Source organism: Micromonospora sp. AMSO31t, from assembly GCF_008868175.1.
Classification (GTDB): Bacteria; Actinomycetota; Actinomycetes; order Mycobacteriales; family Micromonosporaceae; genus Micromonospora.
The window spans coordinates 1-13,097 of record NZ_WBKT01000161.1 but is presented as its reverse complement, the minus strand read 5'-3'; the positions used below and the strand labels follow the sequence as shown (position 1 = coordinate 13,097).

The following is a 13,097-nucleotide window of genomic DNA, read 5'->3' as shown; positions in this document are numbered from 1 at the left end:
CCGCCTCCCGGCGGCCAGCCTCCGTCGGGCGGCTACCCACCCCCCGGCGGCTATCCCCCGCCGGGCGGCGGCTACCCGGGCGGCGGCGCCTACGGGCCGCCCGCCGGCTACGCCAACAACGACGACAAGACCTGGGCCCTCGTCGCGCACTTCGGCGGGGCGGCGGCGATGTTCGTCAGCGGCGGCGTGCTGGGGTGGCTTCCCCCACTGGTCGCCATGCTGGCGCGGGGCAACCAGTCCCCGACCGTGCGCCAGCACGCGGTCTCGGCGCTCAACTTCCAGCTGGTGTGGTCGATCGTGGGCGTCGTCGGCTGGATCCTGAGCTGCATCCTCGTCGGGTTCCTCGCCGTCGGCGCGGCCGTCATCATCGGCGTGGTGTTCGGCATCATGGCCGGCGTGAAGGCCAACGAGGGGCAGCCCTACCGCTACCCGATGTCGGCCAACCTGATCAAGTGACCCCGACCCGGCCGGCCCTCCCAGGCCGGCCGGGCCCGGTCAGGGCAGCAGGTCGCGGACGACCGCGTCGGCGAGCAGCCGGCCGCGCAGGGTCAGCACCGCCCGCCCGGCGGCGTACGCGCCGGCGTCCAGCAGGCCGTCGACCCGGGCCCGCTCGGCGCCCGCCCGGCCCGCCTCGTCGAGCCCGGACAGGGGCAGCCCGTCGGCGAGCCGCAGCCGCAGCATCACGTCCTCCATGTGCGCCTCGTCCGGCGTGAGCAGCTCCCGGGCCAGGCCGGGCGACTCCCCGGCGGCCAGCCGCTGCGCGTACGCGGTCGGGTGCTTGACGTTCCACCAGCGCACCCCGCCGACGTGGCTGTGCGCCCCCGGGCCCAGGCCCCACCAGTCGGCGCCGGCCCAGTAGAGCAGGTTGTGCCGGCACCGGGCCGCGTCGGAACGGGCCCAGTTGGAGACCTCGTACCAGGAGAAGCCGGCCGTGGCGAGGGCCGCCTCCGCGGCCAGGTAGCGGTCCGCCGCCACGTCGTCACTGGGGTACGGCAGCTCGCCGCGGCGCATCCGCGCGGCCAGCCGGGTGCCGTCCTCCACGATCAGGGCGTACGCGCTGACGTGGTCCACCCCCGCGGCGACCACCTGGTCCAGCGAGGCGGCGAAGTCCTCGGCGCTCTCCCCCGGCGTGCCGTAGATCAGGTCCAGGTTCACGTGGTCGAACCCGGCGTCCCGCGCCTCCAGCGCGGCGGCGGTGGCCCGGCCGGCGCTGTGCTGCCGGTCGAGGATCGCCAGCACCCCGGGCGCTGCGGACTGCATGCCCAGCGAGATCCGGGTGTAGCCGGCGGCCCGCAGCGTCCTGAGCGACTCCGGGGTGACCGTCTCGGGGTTGGCCTCGGTGGTCACCTCGGCGTCGGCGGCCAGCCCCCACGTGCGGTCGATGCCGTCGAGGATCCGGGCCAGGTCGTCGGCCGGGAGCAGGGTGGGCGTGCCGCCGCCCACGAAGACGGTGTCCACCCGGGGCGGCGGGCTGTCGCCCAGCGCCCGGCCGGCGAGGGCCAGCTCGGCCAGCACGGTGTCGGCGTACGTCTCCCGGCTGCCCCCGCCGCCCAGCTCGGCGGCCGTGTAGGTGTTGAAGTCGCAGTAGCCGCACCGGCTGGCGCAGAACGGGACGTGCACGTACACGCCGAAGCCGCGCTCGCCGACGGCGCGGCGGGCGGCAGCGGGCAGCGCCCCGTCGCGCGGGACGGGTTCGCCTTCTGGAAGGACGCCGGGCATGGCCACTAGTGTGCCCGGCATGACCTCTCCGGACGCTCTCGTGCGGGTCGCCACGGCCCGTGGGGTGACCACCCTCACCCTGGACAGCCCGCACAACCGCAACGCGCTCTCCACCCCGCTGATGACCGAGCTGCTGGCCGGGCTGGCCGCGGCGGTCGCCGACGACGCGGTCCGGGCCGTCGTGCTGGACCACACCGGCCCGGTGTTCTGCTCCGGGGCCGACCTGAAGGAGACGGCCGCCGCGTACGCCAGCGGGACCGTGCCGGCCGGGATGCTGGGCGACGTGCTGGTCGCGGTCCGGGAGTGCCCGAAGCCGGTGCTCGCGAAGGTGGCCGGGCCGGCGCGGGCCGGCGGGCTGGGCCTGATCGCCGCCGCGGACCTCGCGGTCTGCGCCGAGGAGGCCACGTTCGCCTTCACCGAGGTCCGGATCGGGGTGATCCCGGCGGTGATCTCAGCGACCGTGCTGCCCCGGCTGCATCCCCGGGCCGCCGCCGAGCTGTACCTGACCGGCGACACCTTCGACGGCCGGCGGGCCGCCGCGATCGGCCTGGTCACCGCCGCCGTGCCGGCGGACGCGCTGGACGACGCGGTGGAGCGCTACCGCGCCTCGCTCGTGAAGGGCGCGCCGAAGGCCCTCGCCGGCGCCAAGGAGCTGCTGCGGCGGCCGGCCGCCACCGACCTGCGGGCCGAGATCGCCGAGTTGGCCGGGCTCTCCACCGGGTACTTCCTCTCCGCCGAGGGCCGGGAGGGCGTCCTCGCGTTCCGGGAGAAGCGGCCCGCGGCCTGGGTGCCGGCCGGAGACTGAGGTCGGAGGTGCGGTGTCGGCTACGGACCGTGAGGCGTCCGGTCGGCCGACCCGGATACGCGAGTGGCCGACGTACGCTTGGCGGGCTGTCGGGACTGGGGGTGCGGGTGCGGACGCGAGCGGCGATCGTGGCATCGGGTGTGGTGGTGGCGGTGCTGGCCCTGCTCGGCGTGTGGTTCGTCGCGAAGCAGTTCGGCCATCACCTGCGGCTGCCGCTGGCCAGCCGGACCTGCACCGTCCAGGCCGACGGCGAGGTCGTGCTCAGCGCCGACCAGATGGCCAACGCGGCCACTATCGCGGCGATCGGCGCGCAGCGCGGGATGCCCGAGCGGGCCGTGGTGGTGGCGCTGGCGACGGCCTACCAGGAGTCGCACCTGCGCAACATCGCCCACGGCGACCGGGACTCGCTCGGCCTGTTCCAGCAGCGGCCGAGCCAGGGCTGGGGCACCCCCGAGGAGATCCGCGACCCGCGCTACGCCGCGAAGAAGTTCTACGCCGCGCTCAAGAAGGTCAAGGGCTGGGAGAAGCTGCGGGTGACCGAGGCCGCCCAGCGGGTGCAGCGGTCGGCCTACCCCGAGGCGTACGAGAAGTGGGCCGACGAGTCGCAGGTGCTGACCCGCGCCCTGCTCGGGGACGCGACCGGCGCAGTGGCCTGCACGGTCGGCCCCACGCCGACGATGCGCGGCCCGGCCGCGGCCAGCGCCCTGATGCAGAGCCTGGCCCTGGACTGGGGCCTGCCGGAGCTGAGTTCGGGCACCGACCTGACCGGGCTGACCGTGCCGGCCGCCGACAGCCGCAACGGCTGGCGGTACGCCCACTGGCTGGTCTCACACGCCGACGACCACGGGGTGAAATCGGTCCGCTTCGGCGGCCTGGAGTGGACGGCCGAGCAGGGCACCTGGGCCAGGGTGAAGGGCGACCCGGCGAGCCAGGTGCTGGCCGAGGTCTTCGCCGCGGCCTGAGCGTCGATCAGGCGACGGTCCCCAGCCGGCGGCGGACCTTCGCCCGCACCGACTCGGGCAGGTCCGGCACGTCGAGCAGGCGCGGCAGCAGTTCCGGTTCCAGGGTGGTCGCCCGGAACACCTCGCCGATCGTGATCCCGTGCGCCGGCCGGTCGACCACCTCGACGGGATCGCCCGCGCCCACCTCGCCCTCGCGCAGCACCCGCAGGTACGTCCCGGGCGCGCCGTGGACCGTGAACCGCTTGATCAGATCGGGCATGCCCCAGAACCCGGCGAAGGTGCGGCACGGGGTGCGTGGCTTGGTCACCTGCAGCAGCGCGGAGCCGACCGCCCAGCACTCGCCGATCACCGCCCCCGTGACGTCCACGGCCCAGGTGGTGAGGTTCTCGCCGAAGGCGCCCGGCCGCAGCTCCCGGCCCAGCTCGCCGGCCCACCAACCGGCGTCCTCCTCGGCGTACGCGTAGACCGCCTGGTCGGGGCCGCCGTGGTGGGCCCGCTCGCCGATGAAGTCACCGGCGACGCCGGCGAGGCGGATCTCCACCCGGCCGTCGACCGGCCGCTTGTCGATGCCGCTGCGACCGCTCGGGTCGCCCGCCCACTCCGCCTCGGTCACCGCACCGATGTTCACCGCCGCCAGCCTGCCCGTCATGGCGGCCAGCCTAGGGGCCGCCATCGGGTGCGGGAAAACGGGTTCCTCCCCGGCACCCGGCGGACCGGTCAGCCCTTGACCGCCCCGGCGACCAGGCCGGAGACCATCCGGCGCTGGACCAGCAGGAAGAAGACGATCACCGGCAGGGTGAACAGCGTCGAGGCGGCCATCACCGAACCCCAGGCGGTGTCGTCCCGCCCGAAGAAGAACGTCATGGCCACCGGCAGCGTGTACTTGTTCTGGTCGTTGACGAAGGTCAACGCGAAGATCAGCTCGTTCCAGGCGGTGATGAAGGAGAAGATGCTGGTCGCCACGAGGCCGGGAGCGACCAGCGGGAAGAGCACCTTGCGGAACGTCTGGGCCCGGCTGGCCCCGTCGATCGCCGCCGCCTCCTCCAGCTCCTTGGGCACCGCGGCCACGAAGCCGCGCAGCATCCAGACCGCGAACGGCAGCGAGAAGCCGAGGTAGGTCAGGATCAGGCTGGGCAGGGTGTTGTAGAGGCCGAGCCGCTGGATCATCAGGAACAGCGGGATGACCAGCGCCTCCAGCGGGATCATCTGCACCACCAGCAGCAGGATCAGGAAGGTGGTGCGCAGTTTGAACCGGAACCGGGCCACCGCGGTCGCGGCGAGCAGCGCGACGAGCCCGCTCAGCACCACGGTGGCCACCGCGACCAGCGCGCTGTTGAGGAAGAAGTCCGTGAAGGTCACGCCCGGGATGAGGTTGCCGGTGAGGATCTCCCGGTAGTGCTCCAGGGTCGGCTCCGCCGGCACGGGGCGCGGCGTGGCCGAGAAGATCTCCTTGTTGGGCTTCAGCGAGGTGGCGACCATCCAGTAGACCGGGAAGGCCGCGAAGAGCGCGACCAACAGGCCGGCGCCGTTGAGGGCGATCTTCTTCACGACTCGTCCTCCTGCCGGAGCACCATACGGACGTACACGCCGGTCACCACCAGCAGGATCAGGGTGAGGATGACGGCGATCGCGGAGCCCAGCCCGTACTTGGGCGGCGGTGAGAACGCCTCCGCGTACGAGTAGATCGACAGCATGAACGTCGACCGGTCCTGGGTGCCGCCGGCCAGCACGAACTGCTGGGTGAAGACCTTGAAGTCCCAGATCGTGGAGAGCACCACGAGGATGCCGAAGACCGGCCGCAGCATCGGAAAGGTCACCGACCAGAAGACCCGCCACGGGCCGGCCCCGTCCACCCGGGCGGCCTCCTGCAGCTCGCTCGGCACGCTCTTCAGCCCGGCCAGCACGCTGACGGCGATGAACGGGAACGAGTGCCAGACCACCACGAGGGTCAGGATGCCGAAGAAGAGCAGCGGGTCGTTGAACCAGCCGTAGCCGGTCCAGTCGCTGCGCCCGAACAGGGCCGTGGAGAGCCCGTCCGGAAGCTTGTTGAACAGCCAGGTCACCAGGCCGCTGGTGTCGTCGAAGATCCACTTCCAGACGATGGTGCCGGTCAGTGCCGGGGTGGCCCAGGCCAGCATCACGCAGCTCGCCACGAACGTGGCCATCTTCTTCCCGAGCCGGTTGAGCAGCAGCCCGACCAGGGTGCCGAGGATCATGGTGAGCACCACGTTGGCCACGGCGAAGAGCACGGTGTTGCGCAGCACCGTACGGAAGAACGGGTCGCCGAGGATCTGCGCGTAGTTGGCCAGGCCCACCCACGGCCACTCGCGGTCCCCCCGCAGCTGCCGGACGCTGTCCAGCTTGTAGAAGGACATCATCACGACCTGGCCGAGCGGCCAGAGCAGCAGCACCGCGATGATCGCCAGGCAGGGCAGGAGCAGCAGGTACGGGAGGCGGTCCACACGGCGGCGCCGCCGCGCGGGGGTCTCCCGCGCGGCGGCTTCGCTGGTGGCCTCGGTCAGCGTGGTCACTTGGCGTTGAGGATGCTTTCCATCTCGGTGGCCGCGTCGGCGGTGGCCTTCTCGACCGTCTTCTGGCCCTTGATGACCGAGCTGTTCATGGCCTGGGTCACCGTCTTGGTCCGGCTCACCTCCACCCACTTCGGGGTGAGCGGGGTCAGCTTGGTGTTCTGCATGGCGGTGGCGAACGCCGCCATCACCTTGTCGTTGGCGTAGGTGCCGCCGCTGACCAGGTCCTTGTAGACCGGGAAGAAGCCGAGGCTGCTGGCGAACTCCTGGTCCTTCTGCTTGCTGAGCAGCACGGTCAGGTAGTCCCAGGCCAGGGCCTGCCGCTTGCTGTCCTTCCAGAGCGCGATGTCGGAGCCGCCGGCGAAGGCCGGGGCGGCCGTGCCGTCCGGACCCGGGATGGGGAACGTGCCCCACACCTTCTCGATGTCCGGGTTGTCCTTCTTCATGGCGCCGCCCTGCCAGCTACCGGCGAACGCCATGGCGGCCTTGCCGGTGGCGAACTGGGTGCGGGCGTCGACCTCGTTCCAGGCGGCGGCGGCCGGCGGGGCCACCTTGTGCACGGTCACCAGGTCGGTCCAGAACTTGACCGCCTTCTGCGCCTCCGGCGTGTTGTAGCCGGACTTCCAGCTGTCGCCGTCCTTGGTGGCGATCTCCGCGCCGGCCGCCCAGAGGAACGAGTAGAACGGCAGCTCGGAGTTGCCCGGCAGGGCGATGCCGTAGGTGCCCGGCTTCTTGGCCTGGACGGCCTTGGCGACGGTGACCAGCTCGTCCCAGGTCGTCGGCGGCTTCACGCCCGCCTCGGCGAACCAGTCGGTGCGGTAGTAGATGCCCCGCACGCCGGCGTACCACGGGACGCCGTACTGCTTACCGTCGAGCTGGGCGTTCTTCACCAGGTCGGGAAGGATGTCCTTGCCCTCGGACCAGCCGTTGAACTTCTCCGTGACGTCGGCGAGGGCTTCCTGCGCCGCCCAGCCCTGGGTCTCGGTGTTGCCCAGCTCGGTGACGTCGGGTCCCTCCCCGCCGGCGAGCGCGGCCTGGAACTTCTTCGGCGCCTCGAGCCAGGGGATGTACTGCACCACGACGTCGGTCTCGGGGTGCTTCTTCTTGAACTCCGCCTCGACGCCGTCGAGGAACTTGGTCTGGGCGTCGCCGCCCTCACCCATCATCCAGACCGTGAGCTTGCTGTTGTCGGCGGCCTTGTCGTCGTCGCCGGAGCCACCGCACCCGGAGAGCACCATCGCGGCCGAGGCCACGATGGCGGTGACCGGGGCCAGCCGCTTCCACCTGTTCACGCCATATCTCCCTCGGGGCGTTTGGCATTAACCTTCTCCGCCGCACCTTAGTAGGAAAATTTCCTTTACAACAGGGGGTACTCGCGGCGGGCGGCCGAGGCGACGGTATCGCAGCCGCGGGCCCGGGCGGCAGGGGTGCCGTCCGGGCAGCTCAGGGCAGACGAAGGCGGGCGCCCGACCGATTGGTCGGGCGCCCGCCGGCGCGTTTCGGGTTGGGGGTCAGTAGCGCGAGACGCCGCGGCGGCGCCCCACACCGGCCACCAGGGCCACGCCGATGGCGGCGAACAGAACCTGCAGCAGCAGCTCCCGCCAGTCGATGCCGGACGTGTCGGCGAAGCCCGACGCCCGGGCGACGATCGTGCCCAGCAGCGCGGCGCCGACGCCGATCAGCATGTGCAGCCACATCGGCATGTTCTGGCGGCCCGGGACGACCAGGCGGCCCAGAGCGCCGACGATCAGACCAACGATGAGCGCGGTGATGATGCCCCAAACGGTGAGCTCCACGGTCGCCCTCCTTCTTCTGAATGAGTCACACGATGTCGTGTGGTTCCTGTCGTGACCGCTAAGTTCCCGACCCGCCGAAAATCCAAACCGACTCCGGTGACGAATTGCTCGCAAGGGCTCTGAGCTGGGATTTCCCGGCCGGATCCGGGCGCGGGGAAAGCATTTTGCCGGTCCTTGGGCGGCTGACCGGGTTCAATGCCCGAACGCCAGCGGGCGCCCGACCGACCGGTCGGGCGCCTGCTGAGGCGTTTCGGGGTGCGTCAGTAGCGCGAGACGCTGCGGCGGCGACCCACGCCGGCCACCAGGGCGACGGCGATGGCGGCCAGCACGACCTGGACCAGCAGCTCCATCCAGTCGATGCCGGAGGTCTCGGTGGCGATGCCGAGGGCGCGGGCCAGGACGGTGCCCAGCAGCGCGGCGCCGACGCCGATCAGCATGTGCAGCCACATCGGCATGTTCTGGCGGCCCGGCACGACCAGGCGGCCCAGCGCGCCGACGATCAGACCAACGACGAGCGCGGTGATGATGCCCCAGACGGTGAGGTCCACGGTCTTCTCCTTCTAAGAAGTTTCACACGGTCTGTGTGGTTCCTGTCGTGACCGGTAAGTTCCCGACCCGCCAAAAAACCAAACCGGCCCGCGCCCGGGGCCGCCGCACGCCGGCTCTCCGCCGACGGTGATCACGCAGGTGGGAGCGGTCCCGGCGGGGAGAAAAAATCTCCGGGTACGCGGAACGGCCGGCGGCCCGCTCGTGCGGGACGCCGGCCGTGTGGCGCGCGGCGTTACTTCTTGCCGGCGGCCTTGCCGTCACCGGAGTCGGAGGAGAGCGCGGCGATGAAGGCCTCCTGGGGGACCTCCACCCGGCCCACCATCTTCATCCGCTTCTTGCCCTCCTTCTGCTTCTCCAGCAGCTTGCGCTTCCGGCTGATGTCACCGCCGTAGCACTTGGCGAGCACGTCCTTGCGGATGGCGCGGATGGTCTCCCGGGCGATCACCCGGCTGCCGATGGCCGCCTGGATGGGCACCTCGAACTGCTGGCGCGGGATCAGCGTGCGCAGCTTCGCCGCGATCGTCGTGCCGTAGTTGTACGCCTTGTCCTTGTGCACGATCGCGCTGAACGCGTCCACCGGCTCGCCGTGCAGCAGGATGTCGACCTTCACCAGGTCGGACGCCTGCTCGCCGGAGGTCTCGTAGTCCAGCGACGCGTAGCCCTTGGTGCGGCTCTTGAGCTGGTCGAAGAAGTCGAAGATGATCTCGGCCAGCGGCAGGGTGTAGCGCAGCTCCACCCGGTCGGCGGAGAGGTAGTCCATGCCGAGCAGGCTGCCCCGGCGGCCCTGGCACAGCTCCATCACCGCGCCGACGTAGTCGTTCGGGGTGAGCACGGTGGCCCGCACCGTCGGCTCGTACACCTCGGCGATCTTGCCGGTCGGGTATTCGCTCGGGTTGGTCACCACGATCTCCTCGCCGTCCTCCTGCATGGCGCGGTAGACCACGTTCGGCGCCGTGGAGATGAGGTCGAGGTTGAACTCCCGCTCCAGCCGCTCCCGGATGATCTCCAGGTGCAGCAGGCCGAGGAAGCCGCAGCGGAAGCCGAAGCCGAGCGCGCCCGACGTCTCCGGCTCGTACACCAGGGCGGCGTCGTTCAGCTTGAGCTTGTCCAGCGCCTCACGGAGGTTGGGATAGTCGGACCCGTCGATCGGGTAGAGGCCGGAGTAGACCATCGGCTTCGGGTCCTTGTAGCCGCCGAGCGCCTCCTTGGCCGGATTGGCGTTGATGGTGACCGTGTCGCCGACCCGGGACTGGCGGACGTCCTTCACGCCGGTGATCAGGTAGCCCACCTCGCCGACGCCGAGCGCGTCGGCCTTCACCATCTCCGGGGAGATGACGCCGATCTCCAGCAGCTCGTGGACGGCGCCCGTGGACATCATCTTGATCCGGTCCCGGGCGCTGATCAGCCCGTCGATCACCCGGACGTACGTGACCACGCCCCGGTAGACGTCGTAGACGGAGTCGAAGATCATGGCGCGGGCCGGGGCGTCGGCCTTGCCGACCGGCGGCACGAACTGCCGGACGATCTCGTCGAGCAGGTGCGGCACGCCCTCACCGGTCTTGCCGGAGACCCGGATGCAGTCCGCCGGGTCGCCGCCGATCAGGTGGGCCAGTTCCTCGGCGTACTTCTCCGGCTGGGCGGCCGGCAGGTCGATCTTGTTGAGGACCGGGATGATGTGCAGGTCGTTCTCGAGCGCCAGGTAGAGGTTGGCCAGCGTCTGCGCCTCGATGCCCTGGGCGGCGTCGACCAGCAGGATGGCGCCCTCGCAGGCCGCCAGGGACCGGGACACCTCGTAGGTGAAGTCCACGTGGCCCGGGGTGTCGATCATGTTGAGCACGGCGGACTCGCCGGTCCGGTCGCCCTCCCGGATGGTCCACGGCATCCGGACGGCCTGGCTCTTGATGGTGATGCCGCGCTCGCGCTCGATGTCCATCCGGTCGAGATACTGGGCGCGCATCTGCCGAGGGTCGACCACGCCGGTGAGCTGCAGCATCCGGTCGGCCAGCGTCGACTTCCCGTGGTCGATGTGAGCGATGATGCAGAAGTTCCTGATGCGCGCCGGGTCGGTGGCACCAGGAGCGTTCGCGCCGGGATCGAGCGTCGGTGGCACAGCGGTCCGTTCTGGTCGGCTGACGTGAGCGGGCCGGCGCGCGCCGGCCCCCTCTATGCTCCCACGTCGCCCGGGGCGTGCCGGTGCTCCCCCGTCACTCCTCCGGCGTCACTCCTCCGGCGTCAGTCCTCGGGCGTCACTCCTCGGGCGGCTCGACGAAGAGGGCGGCGAGCTTCGGCAGGTGCCGCCGTGCCTCGTCCTCGTCGTCGAAGTCCCAGAAGTCGTTCAGGTCGGGTGCCCGGACCGGATCCCGGTCCGCCGGCAACTCGGCCGCCGTGGCCTTCCGGTACGCCTCCCACGGCACCGCCAGCATGTCCTCGCACTCGAACTCCTCGCCGCTGAGCGCGGCGGCCCGCACCTGCGGCAGCTCCGCGAGGGAATCCGGCTCGCCGACCGCCCGGGCGAACACCGCCCGACCCTGGGTCATGAGCCAGCCCCGGAAGTATTCGAAACCGTCGTCCGAGGCACCACCGTTGATCAGGTAGGCCGCGCCCCAGAGATCGACCTTGTACGACGCGGCGAGCACCCGCTGCTGGTGGTGGGCGTACCCGACGATCTCCTCCGGGTCCCGCTCGGCCAGCAGGGCGACCGCGCGGGCGGCGACCGCCGCGGGCTCGCCGCCGCCCCCGGCCCGGGCGCTGTCGATCAACTGCCAGAACTCGTCGGTCCTCATGGCCTCGCAGTCTGGCAGAGCGCACCGACGTCCCGGTGCGGCAGCATGGGCGGGTGCCCGCGATCTCCCTGCCCCCGGTGCCGTACGACGCCACGGCCGACCGGCCGGACTGGGCCACACTGCCGGCCGGGCTGCGCGACGCGCTGGCCGCCCGGCTCGGCGGCGCCCCGGTGACGGTCCGCCCGGCCGGGGCGGGCTTCACCCGCGGCTTCGCCGCCGTGCTCACCGGCCCGACCGGCGAGCCGGTCTTCGTGAAGGCGGCGGCGCTGGCCGAGCAGCGGCACCTGGTCGACTGGTACGCCCACGAGGCCGCCGTCCTGGCTCGGCTCCCCGCCGGCCTGCCCGTCCCCCGCCCACGGTGGGCGCTCACCGAGTCCGGCTGGTACGCGCTGGCCCTCGACGCGGTCGACGGGCACACGCCCCGGCTGCCCTGGGACCCGGCCGAGCTGGACGCCGCCCTCGCCGCGTACGCCGAGGTGGCCGCCGCGCTCGCCGCGCCGCCCGCGGACCTCGTCGGGCTCGGGCTCCCGCGCCTCGCCGACCTGGCCCGGGACGACATCCTCTGGTGGGGCGAGGTGGCCGCCGGACGCGAACCGGCACCGGCGCTGCCGCCCTGGGCCCCGCTGCCCGAGCTGGCCGCGCTGGAGGCCCGCCTCCCCGGCTACGCCGACGCCGCCCCCGGCCTGGCCCACTGCGACCTGCGGGTGGACAACCTGCTGCTGGACGCCGCCGGCCGGGCCTGGATCTGCGACTGGAACTGGCTCTGCCACGGGCCGGCCTGGTTCGACCTGGTCAGCCTGCTGATCACCGCACAGGCCAGCGGCCTCGACGCGGACGCCGCCTTCGCCGGCCACCCGGCCGCCGCGGGCGCCCCGGCCGACGCGCTGGACGTGACCCTCGCCGCACTCTCCGGCTACTTCCTCACGAGCGCCGCCGCCGGCCCGTCCACCGCCTCCCCGCACATCCGCGCGCACCAACGGTGGAGCGGTGACCAGGCACTCGGCTGGCTCGCCGCCCGCCAGGGCTGGACCTGAGCGTGCGGGTTGCCGCGCTGGTGGCGGAGGGTGGAGCACGGCGGACGGTCCGGGGCACCGGAGGCGTTTTGGCTCGCCGCCGGGCGACCTGGTAACCTGGCTTTTCGCGCGGCGATGACGCATGTCCGTCGTGCACGAAAGCAGACCAACCCGAGCTATCAAGACGAGGCTGTCGCGTGGCGAACATCAAGTCCCAGATCAAGCGCAACCGGCAGAACGAGAAGCGCCGGCTGCGTAACAAGTCGGTCAAGTCGTCGCTGAAGACCGCCATCCGGAAGTTCAACGAGGCTGCCGAGGCGGGCGACACCGAGAAGGCCACCACCCTCATGCGTGAGGCCACCCGCAAGCTGGACAAGGCTGCCAGCAAGGGTGTCATCCACGCTAACCAGGCGGCCAACCGGAAGTCGGCGATCGCCCAGCGCGTCGCCTCGTTCTCGGCCTGACGAGCGCCTTAGACCTCACCGGAAGCCCCGGGGCTCACCGCCCCGGGGCTTCCGGTCGTCTGCGTTCCCCCAGCCGGCCGTCGATCCCACGCGCCAACCCGGCCCGCGTCTCCGGTCCCCAACCTCCGGCCAGAGTGGCTGCCCCTGCCGACGCCTCCGGGGCGTAGTGGTCGCCCCGCCGCGCTTGGGCTCAGCGGGACGGGCGTCTCTGCGGAACTCCGCTTCGTCCGCCGAGAACACGCCCCCGGCCCGCGTCCACCCCCGTTGATCATGAAGTTATTGCCCAACGCCTCGGCGTGTCGCGACAACAACTTCATGATCGACCCTCCCGGGTGGGCGCCGACGCAGTTGATCAAGAGGTTTGCGTCAGGGTCCAGGGGATTTCTGACGCAAACCTCTTGATCAACCACGCAGGGGGGCGGTCGGGCGGTCCCGTCGGCGGACCGGGGTTGCGCCCTTGAAGACGCGGCGGGGAGCC

Annotated in this window: 14 protein-coding genes; 5 read left to right on the top strand and 9 right to left on the bottom strand. The window is 71.8% G+C overall.

The genetic code is table 11. From position 1 onward, the window contains the following. Positions 1–456 (top strand): DUF4870 domain-containing protein (locus tag F8274_RS25620; RefSeq protein ID WP_151464927.1); only part of this gene is annotated, 456 nt, incomplete at its 5' end. A gap of 39 nt (positions 457–495) precedes the next feature. On the opposite strand, the gene hemW is transcribed toward F8274_RS25620, so the two are convergent. Further along, complete coding sequence (gene hemW, locus F8274_RS25615) at positions 496–1,719, bottom strand: radical SAM family heme chaperone HemW (RefSeq protein ID WP_192579983.1); 1,224 nt, start codon at positions 1,717–1,719, stop codon at positions 496–498. A gap of 19 nt (positions 1,720–1,738) precedes the next feature. On the opposite strand from hemW, the gene F8274_RS25610 reads away from it, so the two are divergent. Continuing rightward, positions 1,739–2,524 carry an enoyl-CoA hydratase-related protein gene (locus F8274_RS25610; RefSeq protein ID WP_151464925.1) on the top strand — a complete coding sequence of 262 codons (786 nt, stop codon included), beginning with the start codon at positions 1,739–1,741 and terminating at the stop codon, positions 2,522–2,524. Between the two features lie 101 nt (positions 2,525–2,625). After that, positions 2,626–3,486 carry a hypothetical protein gene (locus F8274_RS25605; RefSeq protein ID WP_192579982.1) on the top strand — a complete coding sequence of 287 codons (861 nt, stop codon included), beginning with the start codon at positions 2,626–2,628 and terminating at the stop codon, positions 3,484–3,486. Between the two features lie 7 nt (positions 3,487–3,493). Here the strand turns inward: F8274_RS25605 and F8274_RS25600 are convergent, their stop codons facing one another. The 8 genes from F8274_RS25600 to F8274_RS25565 form a co-directional block, all read right to left on the bottom strand. Then, a complete protein-coding gene (locus F8274_RS25600) occupies positions 3,494–4,135 on the bottom strand; it encodes an MOSC domain-containing protein (RefSeq protein WP_151464923.1) in 642 nt (213 codons plus the stop codon). Between the two features lie 68 nt (positions 4,136–4,203). Next, positions 4,204–5,034 (bottom strand): carbohydrate ABC transporter permease, encoded by an 831-nt coding sequence (locus F8274_RS25595; protein ID WP_151464922.1) that lies wholly within the window; start codon positions 5,032–5,034, stop codon positions 4,204–4,206. Next, positions 5,031–6,017: a carbohydrate ABC transporter permease gene (locus F8274_RS25590; protein ID WP_151464921.1), complete on the bottom strand. Its 987-nt coding sequence runs from the start codon at positions 6,015–6,017 to the stop codon at positions 5,031–5,033. The genes F8274_RS25595 and F8274_RS25590 overlap by 4 nt, the downstream gene beginning before the upstream one ends. Further along, on the bottom strand, positions 6,014–7,306 hold the full coding sequence (locus tag F8274_RS25585) for a sugar ABC transporter substrate-binding protein (RefSeq protein ID WP_151464920.1): 1,293 nt from the start codon (positions 7,304–7,306) through the stop codon (positions 6,014–6,016). Before F8274_RS25585 ends, F8274_RS25590 begins: the two co-directional genes overlap by 4 nt. 219 nt (positions 7,307–7,525) lie before the next feature. After that, entirely contained in the window at positions 7,526–7,810 is a 285-nt protein-coding gene (locus F8274_RS25580; protein ID WP_151464919.1) for a GlsB/YeaQ/YmgE family stress response membrane protein, read from the bottom strand. Positions 7,811–8,070: 260 nt separating this feature from the next. Next, positions 8,071–8,358 (bottom strand): GlsB/YeaQ/YmgE family stress response membrane protein, encoded by a 288-nt coding sequence (locus F8274_RS25575; protein WP_151464918.1) that lies wholly within the window; start codon positions 8,356–8,358, stop codon positions 8,071–8,073. Positions 8,359–8,591: 233 nt separating this feature from the next. Further along, positions 8,592–10,469: a translation elongation factor 4 gene (lepA, locus tag F8274_RS25570; protein ID WP_151464917.1), complete on the bottom strand. Its 1,878-nt coding sequence runs from the start codon at positions 10,467–10,469 to the stop codon at positions 8,592–8,594. A gap of 136 nt (positions 10,470–10,605) precedes the next feature. Beyond that, a complete protein-coding gene (locus F8274_RS25565; protein WP_151464916.1) occupies positions 10,606–11,142 on the bottom strand; it encodes a DUF4240 domain-containing protein in 537 nt (178 codons plus the stop codon). Positions 11,143–11,195: 53 nt separating this feature from the next. Between F8274_RS25565 and F8274_RS25560 the strand changes: the two genes are divergently transcribed. Then, complete coding sequence (locus F8274_RS25560) at positions 11,196–12,176, top strand: phosphotransferase family protein (RefSeq protein WP_225853973.1); 981 nt, start codon at positions 11,196–11,198, stop codon at positions 12,174–12,176. Between the two features lie 176 nt (positions 12,177–12,352). Further along, positions 12,353–12,619 (top strand): 30S ribosomal protein S20, encoded by a 267-nt coding sequence (rpsT, locus tag F8274_RS25555; protein ID WP_151464914.1) that lies wholly within the window; start codon positions 12,353–12,355, stop codon positions 12,617–12,619. The last annotated feature ends 478 nt before the right edge of the window (positions 12,620–13,097 follow it).